The following is a 23593-nucleotide window of genomic DNA, read 5'->3' on the forward strand; positions in this document are numbered from 1 at the left end:
GAGGTCTGGACGCGCAAAGACGGATTCCCTCCCCGCGACGACTTCGGGGAGGGAATCCGGGCTTGCGGGCGGTCAGCGGACCTGGCCGGGCAACAGGGTGGCCACCCGGTAGATGCCGTGGTGCCACAGCACGCCGGGCAGCGGAGTCCCCGCCGGCGGGGCGGTGATGGACGGGGTGGCGACCACGGCCGGCGGACGGACGTCGGGTCCGAGGGTGGTGGCGCCGGCGGCGCCGGCCAGGCCGAGTGCCGAGCCACCCAGAACGCCGGCGGCGATGATCGAGAAACCGAAGGTACGGGCGGTGGTGCTCATGTGAATTCTCCTGTGTCAGTTTGCTTTTGACGTATTGCTCCGGGGTGTTCCGGTGATGACTCAAGAGTGCCGTCCCGGGCGTCGGATGTCTGTCCGGTGATCGGCTGGTCCGCCGGTGGATTTGGGTGTCCGCTGATCGGGGGACACGGGGCCGTCAATTTGCGATCGGAGTTACTTTTCGCCCGTCGCCGTGCGACGCTGACGGCATGACCGACGAACGGGTTCGCGTGGTGGTGGGCGACGACCACCCGATGTTTCGCGACGGTGTCGTCCGCGCGCTGACGGCGAGTGGGGTCATCGAGGTGCTGGCCGAAGCCGACGACGGGACTTCGGCTTTGGAGGCGATCCGGACGCACTCACCCCAGGTCGCGCTGCTGGACTACCGCATGCCCGGTATGGACGGTGCCGAAGTCGCGGCGGCGGTGCAACGAGACGGCCTGCCGACGCGCGTGTTGCTGCTCTCCGCGCATGACGAGGCGGAGATCGTGTACCGCGCGCTGCAGGACGGCGCGGCCGGCTTCCTGCCGAAAGAGTCGACGCGCAGCGAGCTCGTCAACGCGATCTTGGAATGCGCGAAGGGCCGCGACGTCGTCGCGCCCAGCCTGGCCGCGGGGCTCGCTGGTGAGATCCGTCGTCGGGCCGAGCCGGACGCCCCGGCGCTGAGTCCGCGCGAGCGGGAGGTGCTGCAGATGATCGCCAAGGGCGCGACCATCCCCGCCATGGCCAAGGAGCTGTACCTGGCGCCGTCGACGGTCAAGACCCATGTGCAGCGGCTCTACGAGAAGCTCGGGGTCGGTGACCGCGCGGCGGCGGTGGCCGAGGCGATGCGTCGGAAGCTACTGGACTGACGTGAGTCCGACACTCAGCCGGATCGGGGAGTACCTGGCCGCTGAACCGGTGCGGATTTCGGCCGGGCTGCGGCTTCCGCTGACCGCGTTGATCGGCGTCCTGGTGTGGTTCTGGGAGGTCGACCATTGGTTGCCCGAGCTGTATGCGGTGATCCTGGGGCTGTACGCGGTCGCCGCGGTGATCTGGCTGGTGGCAGTGCTGCGCGGACCCGTGCCGCGCTGGGCGGACTGGGCGTCCACCGGCATCGACCTCGTGGTGATCCTGGCACTGTGCCTGGTGTCGGGCGGCGCGACCGCGGCCCTGTTGCCCGTCTTCTTCCTGCTGCCGATCTCGGTGGCGTTCCAGGACCGTCCGCTGATGACCGCGGCGATCGGCACCCTGACGGCCACGGGCTACCTGGCGGTGTGGATCTTCTACTCCAAGCACGACGACCGCATGGGCCTGCCGAACATGGTCTACACGCACTTCGGGTTCCTCGTGTGGCTGGCGGTGGCCACCACGGTGTTGTGCTTCGTGTTGGTGCGTCGGCAGGGGCGCGTGCTGGCCCTGCAGGACATGCGCCGTCAGCTGGTGTCCGAGGCCATGCTGTCCGACGAGCGGCACAACCGCGACGTTGCCGAAGGGCTGCACGACGGCCCGCTGCAGACTCTGCTGGCGGCCCGTCTGCAGCTCGACGAGGTCCGGGAGCGGACGCCGGGGCCGGAACTCGACGCGGTCTACGCAGCCTTGGAAGACACTGCGACAGCGCTGCGCTCGACGGTCACCGAGCTGCATCCGCAAGTGCTCGCCCAGCTCGGCTTGACGCCGGCGGTGCGGGAGCTGTTGCGGCAGTTCGAGTCTCGAAGCCGGATCGTGGTGCGGGCCGACCTCGAAGAAGTGGGTAAGCCCGATTCGCAGCAGCTGCTGTACCGGGCGGCCCGCGAGCTCCTGACCAATATCGGCAAGCATGCGCGGGCGACGGCGGTGTCGGTGCGGTTGGGCCGTATCGGTGATCGTGTCGTCCTGAGCGTGTCGGACGACGGTGTCGGGTTCGACCCGGCGGTCGTGGCCCAGTACGTGGCCGACGGACACATCGGGCTCGGTTCGCTGCTCGCGCGGCTCGACGCGATGGGTGGCTCGATGCTCGTCGACTCAGCCGCCGGCGGCACCCGCGTCACGGTCACTTCACCTCCCGAGCGCGCGGAAAACGGATCGCCGACAGGCAGGTCGCGGCGGTAGCGTCACGCCATGAAACTGCGCATTCTCGTGGGTCTGCTCGTCGCGGCGGTGGTGGCGTTGGCCGTGAACGCCGTGGTCGTCGCGCATACCAGCCGGGCTGCGGAGCCCTTCGCCGGCGGCCACGTCCTGAAACTCGACGGCCCCGACCTCAATGTCCGCGAGTACGGGCCACCAGGCGAGCGGGCAATCGTTCTGCTGCACGGATATTCGGCCTCCATCGAATGGTGGGAGAAGGTCGCCCCGGCGCTGGCCGCACATCAGCGCGTGATCGCCGTCGACCTCGTCGGCCACGGTGGTTCCGAGGCGCCGACCGATGCGGCGCCGTATCACGCCGACGGTCAGGCCGAGGCCGTCCACCGCGCGCTGGCGGCGCTGGGTGTCCGGCATGCCGAATTGGTGGGGCATTCGATGGGCGGCAAGGTGGCTGCCGAGTTCGCCGCCAAGTACCCGGAAATGGTTGAGCGCGTGGCAGTTTCCGATACGCCTGCGGGAGAGGATCTGGTCGCCATGCCGCTGCTCGGCAGGATGCTGTGCTGGCCCGTCATCGGACCCGCACTGGACCGCTTCCGGGATGTGGACGCGATCAGTGAGAGCTCGCTGCAGACCGGGTTCGCCGCCGACTATCCCGTCCCGCAGTTGGCATACCGCTCCCTGAAACAGCTCAATTACGCGGGCGTGTGCGATTCCAAGGACGCGGGCCGTCCCGTCGCCGAGACGCTGAAGGGGTTGGGGAAGCCGGTGCTGGTGCTGTGGGGTGACAAGGATGTCCTCACCCCGACGGCGTCGAACGTCGCGCGCTACACCGCCGCCGGCCTACCGCCGCACCTCATCGAGGGCTCCGGGCACAGCCCGATGGTCGAGAAGCCGGATCAATTCCTCGCGGCGATAGGCGATTTCGTCCGCTGACGGGGCTGCCGGCCATCGCGGAGCGCGATGCGCAAACACAATGTCAGGCTGACGGCTTCGCCGTGCCACTATTTGCGTGGCGGCGTTCTCAGACCGACATTGTGTTGGGCGCCGCAACGAAAAAGCCTCCAATCCGAATGGATTGGAGGCTTTTACGTGTACCGGGTTGCTACAGCGCGGCGAGGATGTCGTTGACGCGGTCGCGGGCGTCGCCGAACAGCATCTGGCTGTTGTCGCGGAAGAACAGTGGGTTCTGCACGCCCGCGTAGCCGGAGGCCATGGAGCGCTTGAACACGATGACGTTGTTGGCGTTCCACACCGTGAGCACCGGCATGCCGGCGATCGGGCTGCCCGGGTCCTCGGAGGCGGCGGGGTTGACGGTGTCGTTGGCGCCGATGACGAGCACGACGTCGGTGTCGTCGAAGTCGTCGTTGATCTCGTCCATTTCCAGCACGATGTCGTAGGGCACCTTGGCTTCGGCGAGCAGCACGTTCATGTGGCCGGGCAGGCGGCCGGCGACGGGGTGGATACCGAAGCGGACGGTGACGCCCTTGTCGCGCAGCTTGCGGGTCAGGTCGGCGACGCCGTACTGGGCCTGGGCGACGGCCATGCCGTAGCCGGGGGTGATGATGACCGAGCTGGCCGAGGCGAGCATTTCGGCGGCGCCTTCGGCGGTGATCTCGCGGTGCTCGCCGTAGTCCTTGTCCTCGGCGGGGCCGGCCTCGATGCCGAAGCCGCCGGCGATGACGGAGATGAACGACCGGTTCATCGCCTTGCACATGATGTAGGACAGGTAGGCACCGGAGGAGCCGACGAGCGCGCCGGTGATGATCAGCAGGTCGTTGGACAGCAGGAAGCCCGAGGCGGCCGCGGCCCAACCGGAGTAGCTGTTGAGCATCGACACCACGACGGGCATGTCGCCGCCGCCGATGGAGGCGACCAGGTGCCAGCCCAGCAGCAGGGCCAGGACGGTGACGCCGACCAGCAGCCACAGGTTCGGCGAGATGCAGAACCACACGGTCAGCGCGACGAACAGCACCAGCGAGCCGACGTTCAGGAAGTTCTTGCCCGGCAGCATCAGCGGCGCGGACTTGATCTTGGCCGACAGCTTCAGGTTGGCGACGATCGAACCGGTGAAGGTCACGGCACCGATGAAGACGCCGATGAAGACCTCGGCGGAGTGGATGCCGAGCATGCCTTCCTTGGCGAGCTCGAGTGCGCCCTGGCTGTTCGGGTCGTACTCGGCGTGCAGGTAGCCGCTCCAGCCGACCAGCACGGCGGCCAGACCGACGAACGAATGCAGCAGCGCGATGAGCTCGGGCATGCCGGTCATCTCGACGACCTTGGCGCGCCACAGGCCGATCGCGGCGCCGACGGCCATGGCGCCGATCAGCAGCGCCAGGCCCAGGGGCTCGATCTTGTGGTTGATGGCCAGGACGATGGTGGCGATGAGCGCCACCCCCATGCCTGCCATGCCGAAGGCGTTACCGGCCTTGGAGGTCTCGTGCTTGGAGAGCCCGGCCAGAGCGAGGATGAACAACAGCGCCGCCACCACATAAGCGGCGTTGGCGATATTGGTGATGGTTTCTGCGTTGAACATGAATCCGTTCCAAAGTTTTCTGGGTCAGCAGGCTCTAGCTGCGGGAGAACATGGCCAGCATGCGGCGGGTCACCGCGAAGCCACCGAAGACGTTGATGCTGGCGAGCAGGATCGCGACGCCGGCCAGGACGGTGATCGGCGTGTTGTCGTGGCCGATCTGCAGCAGGGCGCCGACCACGATGATTCCGGAGATCGCATTGGTCACCGACATCAGCGGGGTGTGCAGGGCGTGGTGCACGTGCCCGATCACGTAGTAGCCGATGACGATCGCGAGCGCGAACACCGTCAGGTGGACCTGCAGGGCGGCCGGCGATGCGGCGATCAGCAAGAAGAGCACGGCCGCGGCACCGAAGGTGATGCCCAGGCGACGCGCCGTGGTCATGGGCTCTTTTGTCTTGGACACCGCCGGGGCGGCGGCGGGCTGGGCGGCCGGGGCGGCGGAGACCTGGACCGGCGGTGGGGGCCAGGTGATCTCGCCGTCGCGCACGACGGTCACGCCGCGCTGCACCACGTCGTCGAAGTTCAGGACGACCTGGCCGTCCTTCTCCGGGGTCAGCAGCTTGAGCAGGTTGACCAGGTTGGTGCCGTACAGCTGGGAGGCCTGGGCGGGCAGGCGGCCGGCCAGGTCGGTGTAGCCGATGATCGTCACACCGTTGTCGGTGACGATGGCCTGGTCCTTGACGGTGCCTTCGACGTTGCCGCCGTTGGCTGCGGCCATGTCGACGATCACCGAGCCGGCCTTCATCGCGGCGACCATGTCCGCGGTGATGATCCGCGGCGCCGGGCGGCCCGGGATCAGCGCGGTGGTGATGATGATGTCGACGTCTTGGGCCAGTTCGGCGTAGAGCGCGGCTTCGCGGGCCTTGTAGTCGTCGCCCATTTCCTTGGCGTAGCCGGTGGCCGAGACCTCGCCGGCGTTGGGGTCGACGGACACGTACTCGCCGCCGAGGGAGGCGACCTGGTCGGCGACCTCGGGGCGCGGGTCGGTGGCCCGCACGACGGCACCGAGCGAGCCGGCGGCACCGATCGCGGCCAGACCGGCCACACCGGCACCGACGACGAGGACCTTGGCGGGGGGGACCTTGCCGGCGGCGGTGACCTGGCCGGTGAAGAACCGGCCGAACGCGTGCGCGGCTTCGACGACGGCGCGGTAGCCGGCGATGTTGGCCATCGAGGACAGCACGTCCAGGGACTGGGCGCGCGAGATGCGCGGCACCGCGTCCATGGCCAGCACGGTGATCGGGCGGGTCGCGAGCTTGTCGACCAGTTCGGGCTTGAGCCCGGGGGAGATCAGCGAGACCAGCGTGGCGCCGTCCTTGAGGGCGGCGATCTCGCCGTCGTCAGGGGCGTTGACCTTCAAAACGATGTCGGCGGACAGTGCCTGCGCGGCGGAGCCGATGTCGGCCCCGGCCTCTACATAGGCGGCGTCGGAGAAACTGGACAAGTCGCCGGCGCCGGACTCAACCACTACCGAATAGCCCAGCTTGAGCAGCTGCCCGACAGTTGCAGGAGTGGCGGCAACCCGTGTCTCACCAGCCAGAGACTCGCGGGGAATCCCGATGATCATCGAATCCGATCCGATCTGTGTTGGTTTGCTTGCAAGAGTCTCCCCCATCCACGTCCGGATGGTGCTCTTGCCCCCTATACCAGTTAGCAATCGCTTATAAATTAGCAGTCGCTCATAACGCGACCAAAAGTCCGCTGCCGGTATTGCCCGGATATGTCTACGTCATCGGCAGGGATTTGGGTACACAGATTCCGACCGGTGGGACGCTGCGCGCCAACACACCGGTCGGTGGGGTGAAATTCTCGGGTGGTTACACCGGGGGGTACGCCGGGGGCGGGTACACGCCGCGCAGGCCCCACGGGACCCAGTTGAAGAAGTACTCGACCTCGTCGCTCGCGTCGTAGTCCGGACTCGGATCCATCAGTACCTCCAACCGACAAGCTTGTTACTCGCGAGTTTAGCTGGTGGATCCCGGTTGCGAGTGGCGGATCGGCCGCTGAGATGCCACGGCATAGACTGGCCAACCAGTTGGTTTGACCCTTCCCGCTCGTCAGGGCCACAGGTTCATCACAGGTCTTCGACAGCTGCGTAACAGAAAATTCCATATGGCTGTATTGACATTACCGTCAGCGACCGTGCTCGGTGTAGTTCTCACATGGTCTGAAGCGATCGACCTGTTCCTTGGAATGCTGGCTGGCATGGGCGCGCCTGCGACGACCATCAAGCTGCGGCGGGATCAACTCACTTACCTGTCACGCTTTCTTCCGGCGCCGGGAGACGTTCGCCGCGAAGACATCGAATCAGTGTTTGGTGACCACAGCTGGCAGCTCGAAACGCGGCGGTCGTACAGCAATGCGGTTCGTCGGTTCTTCGGGTACCTCGCCGAGGTTGAGAAGATTGTCGAGGATCCCACTGTCAGGCTGCCGAAGGTGCCGACTCGGCCGCCCGTCGCACGTCCTGCGCCCGATGATGTGTGGGCCGCGGCGATCATGCGCGCCGACGACCGGGGGCGGCTGATGATGCGTCTCGCTGCCGAGGCCGGCCTCCGGCGCTCCGAGGTGGCCAAGGTTCATCGCCGCGACCTGCTCGCTGGCCCATGCTTGCTGGTCCACGGCAAGGGTGCCAAGGACCGCGTCATCCCGATCAGTGACGACCTCGCGCGACTCATTGAGAGCGCCGATGGCTGGCTTTTCGTCGGTCGCTCGGGTGGTCACATAGAGCCGAAGTCTGTCGGCAACATCGTCAGTGACCTGCTACCGCCCGGCTGGTCGATGCATACGCTGCGGCATCGATTCGCTACGCGGGCCTACCGAGCAACACGCGACATTCGGGCCGTGCAGATGCTGCTGGGACATGCGTCTATCGCAACGACCCAGCGCTACCTGGCCACCAGTGACGAAGAGATGCGCGTCGCGATGCTGGCGGCGGCATAGCCCAGCCCAAGGGGTATGACCTCAATCGGCGCGAGCCTGTTCGAGTATGTCCAGAGACGCGAGCAGCGTTTTTCTGCAAGGTTGCTGTGAGTAGCCGTAAGCTCCGCCACATGATTCGTACTGCCATTTGTCTCGCGGCCTCGGCCGCGATTTTCGCCGGGTGCGGCTCGTCGGAGAACTCGAATGCGTCGGGGGCTATATCGAGCAGCTCCAGCACAGCGCCGGCCGTGCCGACAGTGAGCGGCGCGAACGCCACGGTCGCCGCCCAGGTCGATTGCGGCGAAGATGGCGTCGCGAACGTCGAGGTCGTCTTCGGCAAGGTGGACGACAAGGTACTCGTTGGTCGCAACCCCACGACCCGAGCGGTTGGTGGCGCCAAGACCTTCGATCAGCACTACAGCATCGGCGCGGGCTACCAGGACCTGACATTCACGTTGGGCACAGCGCCAACGACGGGTACGTGCAAGGCTTCAATCACCAACTACGACACTGGCGAGGTCATCGCACAGAAGGAATCCGCCGGCCGCAGCGTACTCAAGGTTGTTCTGACCGGGCGGGACTAGCTGCAGTCCCGGCGCACTGCTCGATTGCGATGTCGTCGGGCAGTAGCCAAAGCTGCATGGCGACGCGAGACTGGTTGTTGCCGCTGGAAGCCCGGATCGTGACGACGGCCAGCCAGCCGCCATCAGCGCGCCGAACCCACGCAGTTTGTCGCCCGGGCATCCATGGTTCGAGGTGCAGTCCGCCGGCCTTTACCCACATCGGGACTTGGTCGCGCCGGAAGCCGGCGGGAGGGAAGGCTCTCGCGGTGTTCACCATGACGGGCCGGTCGACCAGGATGAGCGTGCGGTAGCCCAGGAGTTCCGCACACCAGTCTTCGAACACATTTTCGAGTGTGGCATCCTCTAGCGCCCCCAGCAAGTCTCGACATTTGCCGTGCCAGGGGCCCGCCTTGCAAGTCTGAGAGTTGGCTGTATCACTGTTTGACCAGACCGTAAACGAGCGCGCGAGATCAGCAATACACTCTCGCAAATTGGGGGGCCAAACTGCGCCGTGATGCGCTCTTGGCCAAGGGGGAAGGAATATCAAAGTGGCGGACGGCGGAAACATCGAGGTCGCGACGCTGGGGCACGTGTCGTTGGTGGTGCTCTCTTGGGCCGACCTGGTCCTGGACTCGGAGAATCCGCGTTTGGAAGATGGCGGAGATACCACACGCGAGTCGGTCAACGCGTTGCTGGAGCTCTACGGCGACAAGATGATCAACATCGCTCGCGATATCTCCGAATCTGGGATGTTGAGCCCATTCGATCTACCCGGAGTTGTGTGGGAAGACGACGCCTTCGTCGTAGTCGAGGGGAATCGCAGGGTAGCAGCGCTGAAGATGTTGAAAGAGCCAACCCTCATCGACGACGCCCGGATTCGACGCAGGATCGAGGGTATCGCCGCCGGCGGTACAGGCCCGGATGAAGTCGCTTGCTCTCACTTCGAAACGCGAGAGAGCGCACGACGGTGGATCGAGCTGAGACACACCGGCGAAAATGAGGGCCGCGGCGTCAGTCCGTGGGATTCGGACATGTCCAACCGGTTCAGCCGAGACCGAGGTTCGCAGACCGATCTGGCCATGCAGCTGCGTGACTTGATGACCGAGGCCTACCCTGACGACGGTGAGCTCCTTCGGCAGCTCGAAGTCATTTTTCGTGGCGGCTACGACTCCGAGGGCAACAGGATTCGAAAACGCCCCACGACGCTTGGACGCCTCATCGCGCCCGCGCAGATGCAAGAGTCTTTCGGCTACACCATCGACAGCGGTGAAATCGTTGTCGTCGGCCCAGAAGTCGACGTTCACAACGCCTTCCGTCAATTCATCTATGACGTCGCGGAAGGCTTGACCGCGAGGCATATCAACACCCGCGCCCAAATCGAGGCATACATCCAACAGATCGCCAGCTTGAAGGTCTTGCAGCCGCCGACGACCCCAACGCCTCTTCCAGCGCCGTCCACCGATTCGCCAAATCCGGCGCCCAGCTCGACGCCGGCCGGAGGTGGCAGCGCTAGTGTCCTGAGTCGTTAATTCGTCTGCAGTAGTTGGCGATGGATTCGATGATTTGGTCGGCGGTCTTGGTCCACACGTAGGGGCGGGGGTTGTCGTTCCAGGTGTCGATCCAGGCACGGATGTCGGTGTTGAGCTGACGTACTGAGGTGTGGGTGCCGCGGCGCAGTTTCTTGGTGGTCAGTTCGGCGAACCAGCGCTCGACGAGGTTGAGCCATGAGGAGCTGGTCGGGGTGAAGTGCAGCGTGAAACGTGGATGGGCCAGCAGCCAGCGTTTGACGGCCGGGGTTTTGTGGGTCGAGGCGTTGTCGAGCACGACGTGACAATCGAGGTCTGCCGGGACATTGGCATCGATCTTTTTCAGGAACGCCAGAAACTCCTGGGACCGGTGCCGGGCATGTAAGGACCCAATGACCTTGCCCGAGGCCAGATCTAGTGCCGCATACAGGCTTGAGGTGCCGTGGCGGACGTAATCGTGGCTGGCTCGCGCTGGGGTTCCCGGCAGCATCGGGAACACCGGCTGGGTGCGGTTGAGGGCTTGGATCTGGGTTTTCTCATCCACGCACAGCACCACCGCCCGTTCGGGCGGATCCAGGTACAGGCCCACCACGTCACGGACCTTTTCCACGAACAGCGGGTCCTTGGACAGCTTCCACGAGTCCTGCTTGTGCGGCGCCAGCCCGAATGCCCGCCACACCCGCGAGACCATCGATTGCGACAGTCCGAGATGCTCGGCCATCGACCGGGTCGACCAGTGCGTGGCCTGCGGCGGAGTGGTCTCCAGGGTCGTGGTGATCAACTCCTTGATCTGCTCGTCACCGACCACCCGTGGCCGACCTGGCCGGGGCTCATCGAGCAGCCCGTCCAAGCGCAGCTCGACAAACCTGTTGCGCCACTTACGGATCGTGCCCCGATCGAGCTCTAGGCGATCAGCCAACTCCACATTGGTGCCGCCGTCGGCAGCGGCCAGCACAATCCTGGCCCGAAGCGCCAGACCCGCGGCACTGGTGCGCCGACGCGTCCAGCCCACCAACTCCGCACGCTCGTCATCGGTCAACACAATCTCGACAGCGTGGGGCGAGGGCATGACCCACCCTAACAAGAGAAGGTGAATTAACGACTCAGGACACTAGCCCAACTCCAACTCCGACTCCGCAGCCCCCACAACCTCCACCTGCTGCTCCAATTATCCGCCGGAAGATGCCACGCGAGGATCGCGAAATCTTCAAGGGCCTCAAGCTCAACAAGTTCGACTTACGCATCTCCAAGACACTTGAGCAAGCTCAGCGAGTCGACATCGATACCAGCCCGCTGGTTGCGGCAGTGATGGTCCGGGTGATCGTCGAACTATGCGTGACTGAAGCAGTGGACCGGTTGAATCTCAACGCGAACGAGGGTGACAAGTTGCCCAAGAAGATTCGCGTATGCATCAAGCATCTTGACCCGGATATTGAGTCCGCGCGCGCTGATAAAACCCTTGAGCCCGCGTGGGTTAACAGCCAGAAGTCGTCGGGAGATGGCCTCGGCGTCGTTCTGATGCACTCATTTGTGCACGGACTTAACAAGACGGCCGCGCCGTCGGAAGTCCGCACGCTCAGCAGCGAGTACAAGGCGGTACTTCAACGCCTGAATGACGAATTACCTTGATTAACAACAGAATTAGACCTGGATGTGCTTGTGGCCACCGATCGGTTTTTGGGATATGATCCCCCAATGCCGCGACCGTTAATCTTCTGCGCACCAATCCAATTAACGAAGATGCACGGTCAGTCGTGAGGCATCTAAGCCCGCTTCGATACCCGGGTGGCAAGGCCCGGATTGCGCCATTCGCGGCCGAGTTACTAGCTGCGCAGCCTAGTCGGCCACGTCGGTATGCCGAGCCATTCGCCGGCGGCGCTGGAAGTGCGCTAGCGCTACTAGTCGGCGAACACGTTGATCTGATCCACATCAACGACCTCAACCCGGGCATCGCCGCGTTCTGGCGTTGTGTATTCAACCAGACCAAACGGTTCGCTCGCCTGGTTGAGACAGCCGAAGTAACCATGGACGCTTGGTATTCGGCCCGCGAGGTGTACCTGCATCCGAAGCGGCGGTCGGACCTTGAACTCGGATACGCGACGTTCTTCCTCAATCGTTGCAATCGCTCGGGGATCCTGACAGCCAGACCAATCGGTGGTCTCGAGCAGACCGGCCAATGGAAGATCGATGCGCGCTTCAACAGAACCGAACTCGCGCAGAGGATCACACGCATCGGCTCGTATCGTCGCCGAGTCCAACTCACAGAACTCGACGCCCGCGACTTTCTCAAGTCACTGAATCCGCACAAGCGAGAGCTGCTCGCGTACGTCGACCCGCCCTATCTCGGGCAGGGTGATGATCTGTACCTGGACAAACTCAACGCCGACGACCACCGAGCTCTCGCAATCCAACTGCGCACATCGCCTCTGAAGTGGTTTCTCACGTATGACGCCGACGACCGAGTGACCGACGAACTGTACGTCAACCTTCGTTGTGCGGAGTTCGATATCAAGCACACCGCCCAGGTCAACCACATCGGCAGTGAGTTCGTCGTGTTCGCCGACAACCTTGCGGTGCCCGACGACCTGCAGGTGTTGTCGACGGCCAAGGGCCGCTGGGTAGTCGCCTAGCTCGGCGCGACATCCGGCCACCTGGACTGGATCGGGAATGTGAGGTCGTCCCCGGCCTGGAGAGTATGACCGGGAACGACTCCACACCTATTCAGACGGTTGAGGCATTCGATCGGTTCCACCCAGTTTCAGGTCATCCGTCGGCGCAGGTCCTTCAACTCGTTGTCGACGCGCGCGATGTCGGTGCGGTGCGTCTCTCGGTCGTCGACAGCAGAATCGGCCAATCGGCCGACGTCCTTCTTCACGCCTCGCATGTCGCCGGCCATGTCCTCCTGACGCTTTTCCATCCGATTCTGGTTCCGCTCAATGCGGTCGAGCTGGAGGCGCAGGTTTCGGTCGCCGTGGTCGTTCACCACCTGCTCTTTGACCTCGGTCATCTGACCGGCTACGTCGGACACGCTGCCGGCGACGTCGGTGAGGACCTGTTCGCGCTTCACGGCTCGGTCCTTTCCCCGGCGCTGTCCGATGACCGTGATGATCAGTTGCGCACAAACGAGAGCAACGACGGCCAGGAACGCCCACGGGTTGTCCATCTCGGCCCAGTTGATCACTTGGCGTTGACCGCCGCTGCTGCCGCTATCACCTGCTGTGCGAGTGAGCCGGCCTGTTCGGCGATGGATGCGGCGCCGGATCCGATGACGGGAATGCTGCCGAACGCGTCTTTGGCTGCGGTGGTGACCTTGTCGATGTCGGCGGCGACCTGGGCGTGATTGTCCGCCAGGACGCTCAGCCCGTTGACGATCTGGTCGACCACTGGCGGTTGTTCGGGTGTGGGTTCGAGCATGCCCGGTACCCGTTTCTGCGTCTTGAGCACCGCCGCCGCCGTCACCGCCGCGCCGCCGCCGGCCAGGCCGCCGAGCAGCTGCACGATGTTGACGATCGCGTTGGCCGTCGAAGGGTCGATCACCTTGATCACGCCGAGGAATAGCGCGACGGCGACACCGACCTGTCCGGCGGCGTAGATCGCCGCCCGGGTGTCGATCTTGTCTTCGCTGGCGAGTTTCTTCATGGGTCATGCCGCTTTCTGTGTGTCGATGAAGCCCTGCAGGACAGCAGGGTTGGTGGCTTGGAGGTAGTTGATGACGTTTATCGCCTTCTCTTTTGCCCACGGATCGATGCCCGGGTTTTCGATGCCGGCGTCGACCTCCCACCACTTGGTGGCCCCGACCCCGCCCGCCGCAGTAGCAGCCACCAGCAGTAGTGCCCACTGCTCGCCGCGGATGGCGCACTGCTCGACCCAGTTCATGTGCGCGCAGGCATCGGCGCCGAGCGAGGCATCGTCGCCGCGCATCGTCCGCTTATTGCTGGAGCGGTAGATGGACCGCGAGGTGTGCAGTGTCATGTCGATCTCCGGTTCGGGTTGGGGTTGTGTGGCCACGTCGATGCCCAGCTCACGCGCGAAAGCCGTTGCGGTGAGCCCGTTTGCGGTGTTCATGTCGCAGTTGCCGAACGGCGGTGCGCCCTCAGGCAGGCCGCCGCCGTAGCCCTGGCCGTCGGTGTACTGGTGCGCGATCAGGCCGGGGTAGTTGGGCAGGTGCCCGTAGCCGGCGACGACCAGCCGCACGCCGGCAGGTTTGGTGGGCCAGAGGTTGTCCAGATCCCCGACGTTGCCGTAGCCAATGACTCGGCGGCTGTCGCCGAGCCACTGCGCGATGTCTTGAAAGGCTGCGTTGATGCCGGCGGACTGGTTGCCACGGATCTGGTTGTTCCACGATTCGACGTCGAGCATGATCGCCATGCGCGGATGCGGCTGCCCGATCTGCGATTTCAGCGTGGCCACGGCGTCTTGCCAGTTGGGCCGCCACACGAAGTAGACGATGAAGAACGCCAGCCGGCCACTGTCGGCGGAGGCCTTGCACCAGCGGTAGTTCTGGACCCAGTTCTTGTCCCGGTAGGTGCCGTCGTTCGAGCGGATCGTTAGCACCCGGTACGGGTACGAATCATCCACGGGGCGTTGCCATTCGGAAACGTCGGCGAACAGCGTGTCGCCCGGTTCGATCACAACCGGCGGCGTGCCGTCTTCGGCGATCGGTCCTGGCAGGTAGGCCCACGAGGTGGCGTACGGGTTGTCGATCGACCATGCCGACGGCGCGGTCACCAGCCCTTTGTTGCCGGCGGATTCGATGCGCATGCCGTCGAGTTCGCCCCACATGTGCGAGTTCGCGCCGCCGCCCGGGCCGTGGTGGAACGCGAGCTTCGCCACAGCGTTGGACGGGATGTCTTGTGGCCGTGCGACGATGACGACACCGAACGGACCGACACCACCGACAGGGATATAGCGGTAGGACTCGGTGGTTGCGCCTTCGGCTTCGCGGCCCCATTGGAAGCGACCGACCACCATGCCCAACACGTCGTTCCACACGCCGGAGCAGTCGGTACCGTCGCTGGGGTTCTGGCTGAACATTCCGCCGTAGACGTACGGATCGCCGAGCCGTGCGCCGACGAAAGCTTTAGCCGCTTCGATGTTGGCGCGGGTGATTGTCATTGCAGTGCAAGTCCTTTCAGAACGACAGAAGCGGGTCGTTGGTGGGGTCGGCGCCGAACGCCATCCACATGTAGAAGGCGGTCGAGAAGATGGCCAGGCCCGCAACGGTTCCCGCGACAACGGCCGCGATTGATCTGGCCATGTCAGAGGTTGATGTAGCCGGTGCCGAGGGCGTCCCACGGGATGGAGAAGTTCGCGGCGGTGAGGTTGTAGTCCTGGCCGAGGTCGACCCACGACACCAGAGGCTTATTCGGGGCGGTGTCGTCGTAGAACACACCCCGGCGGGCGCCGGTGACGGTGAGAGGGTTCCATGCCGGGTTGGTGCCGACCCACTTGACGCGGTCGTTCGCGGCGTCGTAGGTGACGGTGAGCGGGCTGAGGGTGACACCGCCCGCCGTGTATCCGGTTCCGGTGACCTCGTTGGTGATTGAGGACAGGTACTGATGTGCATCCTTGTCGATGGTGTAAGCGTTGGTGGTCAGCAGAAATTTGAAGGTGTCGGTGTTGAGGTTGATCTCCTTGTTCGCCAGGGAGAGACCGAACTTCCCGTACATGCCAGCGGTGATAGCCATGATTCGTTGCCTTTCATTTGTCGTTGAATGTGGTTGTGTCCGTGGGTGTTACGTGTAGGCGCGGATCCACACACCTCCCGCACCGCCAGCCCGGCCACCCACGTTCTGGACGTTGCGGCCACCCGCGCCACCGCCGGCCTGGTTGCCGACGGTGTTCGCTGCAGCTGCCGCGCCGCCGGGGTAGGTGATGCCGTTGAACGTGTAATCGCCCGCGCCTTGCCCGGTGCTGCTTCCTGAGTTGTTGCCGTTCGACCCTTTCGGGCCTCCGGGAGCAGTCAGTAACGCGGCCACGGTGGATGCTCCGCCGACGCCACCGTCACCGGCAGTCGGGCCAGCGGTACCGCCGGCGCCGACCGTCACGGCGAGTGTGGTGGCTCCGCCGAGGTCGGCCACGTTGACCGTTGTGCCGGACCAGGTTCCGGCCCTGGCGCCGTTGGCGGTGTAGAAGCCGGTGCCCTGCGAACCGCCGCCGCCCCCGATGCCGACGATGTCGAGCTTGGTCGCCCATCCCGGGATGTTGTAGGTGCCGCTCGCCGTGAACGGTGTGGTTTGGTCCATGACGACGTTGACCGACGGAGCTGGTGCGACCGCTGTGGCCGCGGCTGGCGGAGCTGCGGGCAGGGTGACACGGGTCGTCGGTGCCGGCGCCGTCACGGACGCAATGGCGGCTGGTGCTGGCGCAGCCACATTCACCTTGGGGACGGGCGCGATCGCGGTAGCCACGGCGGGCGGCGCAGCTAGGACGACGTCGTTGCCCGTCATCACACTGGGCGCCGGCGCGACGGCGGTCGCCGCTGCGGCAGGGGCGTTGATCGCCACGGCGGTCGTTGGCGCAGGTGCCACGGCGGTCGCGGCCGCCGGTGGCACTGGCAGCCCAAGGGAGATACTCGGTGGCGGAGCGGCGGCCGTGGCGGCGGCAGCGGGTGACGCGGGCAGAGTGACCCTGGTCGTTGGCGCTGGAGCGACGGCGGTGGCTACAGCGGGCGGGGCGAGCACGGTGACGCCGTGGTCACCCCACGGGATGGTGTTGCGTGTCCACCAGCCGGTGCGGGCAGCGGCCATTTAGGGCGCCTCGTCGAGCACGTACCCGGCGGCGGCCAGCGCGGTCGCGAAGTCGTTGCAGTCAGGCACCCGAAGCAGCGGAGTCATGCCGTTCGCGGGGTCGCCGTCCGCGTCGAGCACGTTGGCGTCGGCGTCGGCGAGGAACACGTCGGCGTGCGTCGGAAAGTTCACCGCACTGACGGGTAGTCGAATGCCTGTGCAGGCTTCAATCGACCCCGGCACGTCGTACCGTGCGATGGTCACCAGCAGGAAGACGCCGTCGGGTCCGTCGCCACAGTAGTAGTGGTTGGTGGTCGGGCAGAACTGCGAAAGCCCATGCCCGACAAGGGTTGCTGTCTTCATCGTCGCCTCCTGATTACCGGGTGAGAATCCACACGCAGCCGATCGCTCCAGGTCCGCCGACACCGGCCTGGTTGGGGGTGCCGTTGCAGTTGCCGCCGGCGCCGCCAGCGCCTCCGGGGTATCCGCCGGCGCCACCGTTACCGCCGACGTTCAGCGTTTGGACCGCGGCGCCGCCACCGCCGCCGCCCGATCCGCCGCACTTGGTGGCCGCGCCCGCCGACACAGACTGGCCGTCCTGACCGTTCGTCCCCCAGACGCCGTTGTTACTGCCAGGCAAACCGCCGGCGGCGATCGCGGACGAACCGCCCGATGTCGGCAGATCACGGCCGGTTCCCATCCCGCCGCCGTTGCCGCCACGGCCGGGTGTGCTCGTGGTGAGCGTGTATCCGAGCGGCGTGGCGATGCCGCCGGTGCTGCCGTGAGTCGGAGACTGGAAGACGATGGCGCCGGTGTGCGGGTTCGCCGTATTCGCCACGCGGACAACTGATCTATTGCCCTGCGTACCGATAGTGGTATCCAGTGCCGTGATGCCAGTCAGATCGACAGGCGTCACAAGCCAACTACCGTCGAGACCACCGATCTTGCCGATCGCGCTTCCGTTGTTGAAACCGTTATCGCCCTTCTGCCCGCCACCGGTGGCGATCATCAGGCACTCGGTGTGCACAGGTACCGGCCAGTTGGTTTGGTCGGCGGTGATCGGGTGCACGTTGTAGCCGTTCAGCACGGCATCGTGAACGCTCTCGACGACCTGCTGAATCTGGGCGACCGAGCCGTCACCGTCGGTGCGTTTGAACCAATGGTTCCACCAGGCTTTGAATCCGTCGCCGACCTGCTCAGCGAGGTCCTCCACGCCCTCGACCGCCGCCTTCGGAATGTTCATCAGCGCGTGGATGACATCGGCATCGGAATGGCCGGTCCCGCCGACTCCCAGCGCGTTGCAAATCGCATCGCGGATCGACTGCCCTGCCGCCGCCAGCGCGTCCTCCAGGCCGTCGACGAGGTTCTTCGGCAACTTGTCGGGTTTGGTCGCGCGTGGAGCGCCGAACCACACTGTGCCGGCGGGTGCGCCGGACATCGTCTTGAGGACGACCGATACCCGGTCCCATGGATCGGATGCCTGCCGCGTTACGAATCCGCTCAGCGTGGTCCAGTCCAGTGCCGCGCCCGATGGCTGGTGAACGGCGAAGTCGCCGCCGGCCACCTCGGCGTCGCCGTTCCACCCGATCCACGACAGGCGGATCGGTGAACCGTTTGACGAGGTGATGCCGGAGTACTTGATCTTCACCTCGGCATTGACCTTGCGGCCGATGTCGAGCTGGATGCGTTCGGAGATCAGTTCGTGGATGGTGCCGTCGAGCGTGGTGCGCACCGAACCGACCGCACCGGCAGGTTCCACATCGGGGTCGTAAACCCACTTGGTTTCGCCGACCAGCGCCGCGGGAGAGATGAAGTCCGCCAACAGGTTCGGAGTGGCGGCGGTGATCGCTCCGATCGGAATGTTGTTCAGCCACGACAGCGGATTGAGGAACGTGGCCATGATCTGCTGCCACGCCTGCTCGGGCGAAGGCAGGTGCAGCATGTCCAGGCCCTGACCGATCAGCGACTCAATGAACCGGCGCATACCGTCCAGGCCACCCTGCAGACCACCCAGGATGTCAGCCAGGACCGAAAGGTCCACGCCGGTAAGGTCTTTGATGCCTTTGATCCAGTCGTCGAACAGCTTGGACAGGTCCATCTTCGGCAGCCGCGGCAGCGTGGGGTCGAGCCGCTCGACCGGGTTGTGCGTGACCTGTACCGCTCTGCCGAGGTCAACCGACGCTGGCATGCGGATCTCTCGTCGCGACACCGCGGAAGAAGCGCCACCGGAAATCGGCGACGGGCCGCTTCAGTACCTCGCGTTCGGTCTGCGGGGATACCTCCGACGGGTCCAGGTCGCCGAGGTCCTCGAATTCGGTGATTACGAGGTACTCCGAGGCCGCCTCGCGGTCGAACGATTCACGGGTCAGCCACACCAGCATGGCGTCGTCTTCGTCGGTGTGCTGATCGACCAGCACCGGCACGACGGTCTTGAGTTCGCGTTGGTAGGCCATCAGACCTCGATCAGCTGGCAGACCAGCTGTGCGTCGGTGCGGTTGAAGCTGTACAAACCGAGCAAGCCGTCATTGACGAGGTTCACGTTGATCGTCTGCTGCTCGCCGGCATTGATCAACGCGACTTCGTTATCCATCGTCATCGCATCGGTCGGCGCTCCGGGCCGCGAAAAGTGCGGCAACAGAATGGTTTCCTGTGCGATGGTGCCCTTACCGCGGCCGATGACCTGGCCGCTGGTCGCGTCGCCGAGTCGAACCTCAGCGCCGATCTTGAACGGGTCGGTGATGTTGAGATCGACGCCGAACGCCTTGAAGTGTCCCCACACGAACGGCTTGCACGCGAAGTCGGGAACCGGCAGTTGGTACGACAGAATCCTGATGCGGCCGTTGATGATCGCGTTGACGTTGGTGAACGCCGCCTCAGGGATCGAGAAGCCGATAACCCGCTTGCCGAGGAAGCTGGACGGCTTCCACTTGCCGGCGGTCTCATCCCACATCGGGACGTCTTTGTCGACAGGCGGCAGCGTGTTGTCGTAGTCCAGCGCGCTACGGATCGCGGCCGCCGGCCCCGGGATACCCCGCGGGGCGGCGATCTTGAAGTGCAGATGCGGATTGAGCGCCGTACCCGAAGGCACCACGACGCTGGTTTCGCTCGGGTCGAGCAGCTCGATGCTGAACGACATCTGCGGCACAGGCCCCGGCTTACCCGCGTAACCCGCCGGGCGCGTGAGGTATTCGGTGCCCATCCACACGTACAGCAGGTCGCCAATCCACCAGGTCTTACCCTTGTCGGCCAGGCCGAGATCGCCGGGCAGCTGCGTCGGGGTGGTGATCGCGGGGTTGATGTGCAGATCCACCACCGGCGACGGCATGCCCGGTTCGCCCGGGTCGCCCTTGAGCACCGGGACGGTGGCCACGATGTCATCACCGACGCCCTCGAACGTGCAGGTGCGCAGGCCCGGGACTTCACCGTCGGACACGACACCGAACACATGCATGACGTTCAGCCAGTCCATCAGGTGCACCGGCTGACCGGGCAGTGGTGTGCTCACGTGAAATCTCCTTCGATTCGGGTGGGGGTCTGCCAGGGCACCAACTCGTCGAGGTCAGGCAGCTTCGGCGGCTCCGGTATTGGCCCGACCGCCGTAATCGGTTCTGGCGCATTGGGATCGTCCGGAGTGTCGACGGGCACCCAGTCGATGACACCGGCCAGCTGGCCCGGCCGGTCGGGGATGGCGCGGCGCTTGATGATCGCCTTATCGGGGTAGACGTCAGCGCCGGCCCGGGCGAGGTGGAAGGCGAAACAGACGCGCTGATCGTCGGTGAGGAACAGCACCTCGCCGCGCGGGCCGCGGGCGTAAGCGAGTGCGTCGGTGAGACGTGCAGCGGCGTCGAGTAGCCGCTGCGCGTCAGGATGGCGACTCACGAGCCAGACTCGATGATCTGCACGTCTTTGGCGAAGACGAAACACTCGAATTTCACGAGGGTTTCGTCGTTCCCCCACGGCTCTGTCGTCGGACCGCCCTCGCTGATCCAGTACGGCACCGGTTCGCCGTCGATCTCGACGACGTGGCGCACGTGGTCGATTACCACTCGTTGCGGCTCACCGCTTTTCGGACGTTTCATGAGAACTCCTTGGCATGACAGGTAGCCCCGACGCCGAGCGGCGCGGGGCAGAGCGGACAGGGGGTGAGTTAGACGCCGACGGCGGCGCCGCCGATGAGGGAGCCGATCGCGTTCCAGCCGTCCGCGAGCGCCTTCATCCCAGCTTCGAACGGGTCGTGGTCTCTGGCCTTGCCGATCGTCAAACCCAGTGTCAGAGGCTCGGTTTCGGAGACAGACCACTTCCCGCCACGGATCTGGTCGACGTAGTAGATGCTGTCGATTTCCCACATACCGCGGTCACCGATGAGGTAGTCGAACCCGTAGACATGCGGATAGCCGTCGCGGGTTGTCATCGTGAACGACACCTTGGGCGAGGTCTTCCAGATGCCCTGGCGGATCGTGAGGGCTGCCGACACGACCCAGGCGAAGCCGTTGCCGGATTCGACGTGATCGAGCAGGGCGTAGTCGTTAAGCCACACTGCCACTTTGGGATTGGTGAACTTCTGCCACGCGAAGAACAGGTCGTCCAGCTGGCCCTGGTAGATGTTGTCCAGACCCGAGGATCCCGGCTGCTGGTACGCCGAGCCCGGGTACGGAATCACTTGCTCGAGCTGAGCCAAGCCATAGCGGATCCCAAAGGTGATGCCCTGGTTCAAAATCGTCGGACTGTGACCACCGGTCCAGACCGTAGCGGCAGTACCGCGCTGCATGCGGTGCGTCGAGGTGATGATGCCCGAGTGCTTGCACTCGCGCCACACCAGATCCGGCTTCTTCGGCGCCACGCCGAGCAGCCGGCGGAAGAACGGATCGGTGATGCCGTCGCCGTCGCGGTCCAGCGGCAGGATGACCTCGGTGATCGTGTCGTCGAGCACGGCACCGATCGCGTCTAGTGCGCCGTCAAATGCAGTTCCTGTAGGACCGACGATGCCTGACTTGTTCTCGAACGCCAGGACGATGCAGTTGCGGCTCGGGCGGGCGTTCTTCTCGCCGACGATGGCGGCCAGCTCCGGGTGCGGGCTGGTGGCGTCCTCTTCCAGCCACAGGTAGTCGATCAGGCCGACACCGGTGTCCTCACCGATGGGCGCGTGAATGTCGTGCAGCATCTGGGCTTTCGCCGCGATCGGCACGATTCGCGAGGTGTCGGTGATCGGGTTCACGAACTGAACCTGGATCGGCCAGTGCAGCGGGCTGATGTTCCCGGCCCTGGTGGTCAGCCAGTGCACCGGGTCCGCCCACGAGGTCGGCAGCGACAGGAACGGCCAAAAGGTGCGCAGCAGGTTCAGGAACGTCGTAAATGCCAGGCCGGACCGTGCGTTCTGAATCCACAGCCAGGCTTTGAGCTGGAACTCCGGAGCAGACACCGGCGTCGGGATGAGCGCGATGTGCTTCGCGTGCTCGCGCAGCGAGATCAGTTCGAGGTCGACCCAGTGGGTGCCGTCCTCATCCTTGACCGCGACGACCGACTGAATCCGGTAGCCGATCCGGGTTTTCCACGACCTGATGTTCGGGTTGGGATCGACCGCCAAGTGCAGGTCTTCCATGTACCGGGTGCCCCGCGCCATCAGGTCTGCGAGCCAATCATCTCGGCGCACACGGATTTTCCCGACCCCGGTGTCGTCCCACAAGCGTTCCCAGTCGCCCTGGCGCACCTGACCGCGCAGCGTGCCGAGGTACTGCAACCGCTTGTCGAGCACCCGCAGCAGCGGCTTCTGTTTGCCGGCGCGCTTCCACATTTCGCGGCGCCCATCGAGCAGCCGGTACTTGGCGATGGAGTCGGTGGGTTCGGTGATAATCCGCGGCGGCATCAGTTGACTCCGCGCTTGTACCACTGCGGCATGACCATGGTGATCTTCCCCGCCGGATTCGTATGTGTGACTTTGATGTTCGCCATCGTCTCTGACGGGATCGGCGACATGAACCCGATGCCGCCCGGGATCCGCCGGCCGATCGGCAAGCCGGCATCGGCGTTGCTGATGTCGCCGAGAATGAAGTCGAGGATCTCGCTGTTGCGGATCATCTTCCACAGCGCGGTGTCGATCGGATCGTGCTCGGAGGTCAGCGTGCGGGCGGACGGGTCGGTGTCCACCAGGACCATGCCGTCCTGCGGCCTGATCTTGGGCAGCTTGATCATTCGGTCGGTCATGCCGTCCTGAATCGTCACGTCGCCAGCGCCTTCGACGATGAACTTCGGCCACTGTTCGTCCCAGTCGCCGTTGTTGGGCAGGCGCAGAACTCCGTGGTTGCGGCCGTTGATGATCGCGTTGGCCTCGTCGTTACGCCATTCCTTGGTCAGCACCCGCTTGCTGTAGAACGGGAACGGGCAGTGGATCGTCATGGCCGCTGCCGCGTAGTAGTTGCCGTATGCGTGCGGGTCGATCTCGACGTTGTCGTAGTTGGGCTCACCGATCCGGGCGCGGGTCCAGTGCCACCCGTCGTACCGGGTGAATTCACCGATGTAGCCCATTGGTTGGCTGGCGTCTTCGGGCCAGTCCCGGTACCACTGGCCGATGATCTGTTCGAGCGCTACAGCGGTGTCGGGGTACCGCAGCCGCGACACCGCGTTGATGTGCGGCGCGAAGTGCAGATTGAGCTGATAGATCCGCTTGGTGTAGTCGGTGCGCTCGTGCTCTTCACCGAGCATCCACGGGCCACCTGAGTATCGCTGATCGAACGATGCTCCGGTGGACCCCTTCATGCCGGGGGCCTGGACCACGCCGCGGTTGCCCTTGAAGCCGCCGGCCAGGTTGTAGATGCGTTCACTGTCGGGGGACACGTAGACGCGTTTGGTCTGATCGGACATCAGCTGACGTGCGAACGGCCCCATGTCCTCGTCGGTCCATGTCTGGAAGGACGGTTCGGCGGCGCGATCGAGGATCGGGTCGTATTTCAGCCATCTGCTTGTGCCAGCGGTCAT

28 protein-coding genes are annotated in these 23593 nt (G+C 64.9%); 8 read left to right on the forward strand and 20 right to left on the reverse strand.

The window, feature by feature from the left end:
* Positions 1-72: 72 nt before the first annotated feature.
* Positions 73-312, reverse strand: a complete 240-nt coding sequence (locus ACWW1C_RS00465) for a hypothetical protein (RefSeq protein WP_455981595.1) — start codon at positions 310-312, stop codon at positions 73-75.
* A gap of 206 nt (positions 313-518) precedes the next feature.
* Here ACWW1C_RS00465 and ACWW1C_RS00470 point away from each other — a divergent pair, with 206 nt between their 5' ends.
* Genes ACWW1C_RS00470 through ACWW1C_RS00480 form a run of 3 tightly spaced genes read left to right on the forward strand, consistent with a single transcriptional unit; the run spans position 519 to position 3285 of the window.
* Positions 519-1160, forward strand: a complete 642-nt coding sequence (locus ACWW1C_RS00470; protein ID WP_455981596.1) for a response regulator — start codon at positions 519-521, stop codon at positions 1158-1160.
* Position 1161: 1 nt separating this feature from the next.
* The gene (locus ACWW1C_RS00475; protein ID WP_455981597.1) at positions 1162-2379 is read left to right on the forward strand and encodes a sensor histidine kinase; all 1218 of its coding nucleotides are present in this window, start codon (positions 1162-1164) and stop codon (positions 2377-2379) included.
* Positions 2380-2388: 9 nt separating this feature from the next.
* Positions 2389-3285: an alpha/beta fold hydrolase gene (locus ACWW1C_RS00480; RefSeq protein ID WP_455981598.1), complete on the forward strand. Its 897-nt coding sequence runs from the start codon at positions 2389-2391 to the stop codon at positions 3283-3285.
* A gap of 169 nt (positions 3286-3454) precedes the next feature.
* Here the strand turns inward: ACWW1C_RS00480 and pntB are convergent, their stop codons facing one another.
* The 3 genes from pntB to ACWW1C_RS00495 all read right to left on the reverse strand — a co-directional run bounded on the left by pntB (position 3455) and on the right by ACWW1C_RS00495 (position 6816).
* Entirely contained in the window at positions 3455-4885 is a 1431-nt protein-coding gene (gene pntB / locus ACWW1C_RS00485) for a Re/Si-specific NAD(P)(+) transhydrogenase subunit beta (RefSeq protein ID WP_455981599.1), read from the reverse strand.
* A gap of 34 nt (positions 4886-4919) precedes the next feature.
* Positions 4920-6452, reverse strand: coding sequence for a Re/Si-specific NAD(P)(+) transhydrogenase subunit alpha (locus ACWW1C_RS00490; protein ID WP_455981600.1), 1533 nt, complete (start codon positions 6450-6452; stop codon positions 4920-4922).
* Positions 6453-6702: 250 nt separating this feature from the next.
* On the reverse strand, positions 6703-6816 hold the full coding sequence (locus tag ACWW1C_RS00495) for a hypothetical protein (RefSeq protein WP_177127396.1): 114 nt from the start codon (positions 6814-6816) through the stop codon (positions 6703-6705).
* A 211-nt stretch (positions 6817-7027) separates the two neighbouring features.
* Between ACWW1C_RS00495 and ACWW1C_RS00500 the strand changes: the two genes are divergently transcribed.
* Together ACWW1C_RS00500 and ACWW1C_RS00505 are read left to right on the forward strand one after the other, a co-directional pair.
* The gene (locus ACWW1C_RS00500) at positions 7028-7825 is read left to right on the forward strand and encodes a tyrosine-type recombinase/integrase (RefSeq protein ID WP_455981601.1); all 798 of its coding nucleotides are present in this window, start codon (positions 7028-7030) and stop codon (positions 7823-7825) included.
* Between the two features lie 227 nt (positions 7826-8052).
* The gene (locus ACWW1C_RS00505; protein ID WP_455981602.1) at positions 8053-8388 is read left to right on the forward strand and encodes a hypothetical protein; all 336 of its coding nucleotides are present in this window, start codon (positions 8053-8055) and stop codon (positions 8386-8388) included.
* Here ACWW1C_RS00505 and ACWW1C_RS00510 read toward each other — a convergent pair.
* Positions 8360-8710, reverse strand: coding sequence for a hypothetical protein (locus ACWW1C_RS00510; RefSeq protein WP_455981603.1), 351 nt, complete (start codon positions 8708-8710; stop codon positions 8360-8362). The two genes, ACWW1C_RS00505 and ACWW1C_RS00510, sit on opposite strands and share 29 nt — an antisense overlap.
* A 205-nt stretch (positions 8711-8915) precedes the next feature.
* Here ACWW1C_RS00510 and ACWW1C_RS00515 point away from each other — a divergent pair, with 205 nt between their 5' ends.
* Positions 8916-9896 carry a hypothetical protein gene (locus tag ACWW1C_RS00515; RefSeq protein ID WP_455981604.1) on the forward strand — a complete coding sequence of 327 codons (981 nt, stop codon included), beginning with the start codon at positions 8916-8918 and terminating at the stop codon, positions 9894-9896.
* Here ACWW1C_RS00515 and ACWW1C_RS00520 read toward each other — a convergent pair.
* On the reverse strand, positions 9877-10962 hold the full coding sequence (locus tag ACWW1C_RS00520; protein ID WP_455979207.1) for an IS630 family transposase: 1086 nt from the start codon (positions 10960-10962) through the stop codon (positions 9877-9879). The two genes, ACWW1C_RS00515 and ACWW1C_RS00520, sit on opposite strands and share 20 nt — an antisense overlap.
* Positions 10963-11075: 113 nt before the next feature.
* On the opposite strand from ACWW1C_RS00520, the gene ACWW1C_RS00525 reads away from it, so the two are divergent.
* Together ACWW1C_RS00525 and ACWW1C_RS00530 are read left to right on the forward strand one after the other, a co-directional pair.
* On the forward strand, positions 11076-11522 hold the full coding sequence (locus ACWW1C_RS00525; protein ID WP_455981605.1) for a hypothetical protein: 447 nt from the start codon (positions 11076-11078) through the stop codon (positions 11520-11522).
* Between the two features lie 125 nt (positions 11523-11647).
* Positions 11648-12523, forward strand: a complete 876-nt coding sequence (locus ACWW1C_RS00530) for a DNA adenine methylase (protein WP_455981606.1) — start codon at positions 11648-11650, stop codon at positions 12521-12523.
* A 128-nt stretch (positions 12524-12651) separates the two neighbouring features.
* Here the strand turns inward: ACWW1C_RS00530 and ACWW1C_RS00535 are convergent, their stop codons facing one another.
* The 14 genes from ACWW1C_RS00535 to ACWW1C_RS00600 all read right to left on the reverse strand — a co-directional run bounded on the left by ACWW1C_RS00535 (position 12652) and on the right by ACWW1C_RS00600 (position 23593).
* On the reverse strand, positions 12652-13074 hold the full coding sequence (locus ACWW1C_RS00535) for a hypothetical protein (protein ID WP_455981607.1): 423 nt from the start codon (positions 13072-13074) through the stop codon (positions 12652-12654).
* Entirely contained in the window at positions 13071-13532 is a 462-nt protein-coding gene (locus ACWW1C_RS00540; RefSeq protein ID WP_455981608.1) for a hypothetical protein, read from the reverse strand. The genes ACWW1C_RS00535 and ACWW1C_RS00540 overlap by 4 nt, the downstream gene beginning before the upstream one ends.
* Positions 13533-13535: 3 nt before the next feature.
* Positions 13536-15008, reverse strand: coding sequence for a hypothetical protein (locus tag ACWW1C_RS00545; RefSeq protein WP_455981609.1), 1473 nt, complete (start codon positions 15006-15008; stop codon positions 13536-13538).
* A 16-nt stretch (positions 15009-15024) separates the two neighbouring features.
* Positions 15025-15150: a hypothetical protein gene (locus tag ACWW1C_RS00550; protein ID WP_455981610.1), complete on the reverse strand. Its 126-nt coding sequence runs from the start codon at positions 15148-15150 to the stop codon at positions 15025-15027.
* A gap of 1 nt (position 15151) precedes the next feature.
* On the reverse strand, positions 15152-15580 hold the full coding sequence (locus tag ACWW1C_RS00555; protein WP_455981611.1) for a hypothetical protein: 429 nt from the start codon (positions 15578-15580) through the stop codon (positions 15152-15154).
* Between the two features lie 48 nt (positions 15581-15628).
* Positions 15629-16642 (reverse strand): glycine-rich domain-containing protein, encoded by a 1014-nt coding sequence (locus ACWW1C_RS00560; protein ID WP_455981612.1) that lies wholly within the window; start codon positions 16640-16642, stop codon positions 15629-15631.
* Entirely contained in the window at positions 16643-16984 is a 342-nt protein-coding gene (locus ACWW1C_RS00565; protein WP_455981613.1) for a DUF7572 family protein, read from the reverse strand. It lies immediately after the preceding gene.
* A 13-nt stretch (positions 16985-16997) separates the two neighbouring features.
* Positions 16998-18809 carry a hypothetical protein gene (locus ACWW1C_RS00570; protein WP_455981614.1) on the reverse strand — a complete coding sequence of 604 codons (1812 nt, stop codon included), beginning with the start codon at positions 18807-18809 and terminating at the stop codon, positions 16998-17000.
* On the reverse strand, positions 18793-19074 hold the full coding sequence (locus ACWW1C_RS00575; protein ID WP_455981615.1) for a hypothetical protein: 282 nt from the start codon (positions 19072-19074) through the stop codon (positions 18793-18795). Before ACWW1C_RS00575 ends, ACWW1C_RS00570 begins: the two co-directional genes overlap by 17 nt.
* Positions 19074-20126, reverse strand: a complete 1053-nt coding sequence (locus ACWW1C_RS00580) for a phage tail protein (protein WP_455981616.1) — start codon at positions 20124-20126, stop codon at positions 19074-19076. Before ACWW1C_RS00580 ends, ACWW1C_RS00575 begins: the two co-directional genes overlap by 1 nt.
* The gene (locus ACWW1C_RS00585; RefSeq protein WP_455981617.1) at positions 20123-20500 is read right to left on the reverse strand and encodes a phage gene 29 protein family protein; all 378 of its coding nucleotides are present in this window, start codon (positions 20498-20500) and stop codon (positions 20123-20125) included. The genes ACWW1C_RS00580 and ACWW1C_RS00585 overlap by 4 nt, the downstream gene beginning before the upstream one ends.
* Positions 20497-20700, reverse strand: coding sequence for a hypothetical protein (locus ACWW1C_RS00590; RefSeq protein ID WP_455981618.1), 204 nt, complete (start codon positions 20698-20700; stop codon positions 20497-20499). The genes ACWW1C_RS00585 and ACWW1C_RS00590 overlap by 4 nt, the downstream gene beginning before the upstream one ends.
* Before the next feature lie 68 nt (positions 20701-20768).
* Positions 20769-22484 (reverse strand): Gp37-like protein, encoded by a 1716-nt coding sequence (locus tag ACWW1C_RS00595; protein WP_455981619.1) that lies wholly within the window; start codon positions 22482-22484, stop codon positions 20769-20771.
* Positions 22484-23593 carry a hypothetical protein gene (locus tag ACWW1C_RS00600; protein WP_455981620.1) on the reverse strand — a complete coding sequence of 370 codons (1110 nt, stop codon included), beginning with the start codon at positions 23591-23593 and terminating at the stop codon, positions 22484-22486. Before ACWW1C_RS00600 ends, ACWW1C_RS00595 begins: the two co-directional genes overlap by 1 nt.

It is taken from the genome of Mycobacterium sp. HM-7 (genome assembly GCF_053852335.1).

Bases quoted from the DNA above. Each gene is read 5' to 3' on its own strand.
- ACWW1C_RS00465 (WP_455981595.1), bottom strand. From the start codon at position 312: ATGAGCACCACCGCCCGTACCTTCGGTTTCTCGATCATCGCCGCCGGC.
- ACWW1C_RS00470 (WP_455981596.1), top strand. From the start codon at position 519: ATGACCGACGAACGGGTTCGCGTGGTGGTGGGCGACGACCACCCGATG.
- ACWW1C_RS00480 (WP_455981598.1), top strand. From the start codon at position 2,389: ATGAAACTGCGCATTCTCGTGGGTCTGCTCGTCGCGGCGGTGGTGGCG.
- pntB (WP_455981599.1), bottom strand. From the start codon at position 4,885: ATGTTCAACGCAGAAACCATCACCAATATCGCCAACGCCGCTTATGTG.
- ACWW1C_RS00490 (WP_455981600.1), bottom strand. From the start codon at position 6,452: ATGATCATCGGGATTCCCCGCGAGTCTCTGGCTGGTGAGACACGGGTT.
- ACWW1C_RS00520 (WP_455979207.1), bottom strand. From the start codon at position 10,962: ATGCCCTCGCCCCACGCTGTCGAGATTGTGTTGACCGATGACGAGCGT.
- ACWW1C_RS00525 (WP_455981605.1), top strand. From the start codon at position 11,076: ATGCCACGCGAGGATCGCGAAATCTTCAAGGGCCTCAAGCTCAACAAG.
- ACWW1C_RS00540 (WP_455981608.1), bottom strand. From the start codon at position 13,532: ATGAAGAAACTCGCCAGCGAAGACAAGATCGACACCCGGGCGGCGATC.
- ACWW1C_RS00545 (WP_455981609.1), bottom strand. From the start codon at position 15,008: ATGACAATCACCCGCGCCAACATCGAAGCGGCTAAAGCTTTCGTCGGC.
- ACWW1C_RS00550 (WP_455981610.1), bottom strand. From the start codon at position 15,150: ATGGCCAGATCAATCGCGGCCGTTGTCGCGGGAACCGTTGCGGGCCTG.
- ACWW1C_RS00555 (WP_455981611.1), bottom strand. From the start codon at position 15,580: ATGGCTATCACCGCTGGCATGTACGGGAAGTTCGGTCTCTCCCTGGCG.
- ACWW1C_RS00560 (WP_455981612.1), bottom strand. From the start codon at position 16,642: ATGGCCGCTGCCCGCACCGGCTGGTGGACACGCAACACCATCCCGTGG.
- ACWW1C_RS00565 (WP_455981613.1), bottom strand. From the start codon at position 16,984: ATGAAGACAGCAACCCTTGTCGGGCATGGGCTTTCGCAGTTCTGCCCG.
- ACWW1C_RS00570 (WP_455981614.1), bottom strand. From the start codon at position 18,809: ATGCCAGCGTCGGTTGACCTCGGCAGAGCGGTACAGGTCACGCACAAC.
- ACWW1C_RS00575 (WP_455981615.1), bottom strand. From the start codon at position 19,074: ATGGCCTACCAACGCGAACTCAAGACCGTCGTGCCGGTGCTGGTCGAT.
- ACWW1C_RS00590 (WP_455981618.1), bottom strand. From the start codon at position 20,700: ATGAAACGTCCGAAAAGCGGTGAGCCGCAACGAGTGGTAATCGACCAC.
- ACWW1C_RS00595 (WP_455981619.1), bottom strand. From the start codon at position 22,484: ATGCCGCCGCGGATTATCACCGAACCCACCGACTCCATCGCCAAGTAC.
- ACWW1C_RS00600 (WP_455981620.1), bottom strand. From the start codon at position 23,593: ATGACCGCTGGCACAAGCAGATGGCTGAAATACGACCCGATCCTCGAT.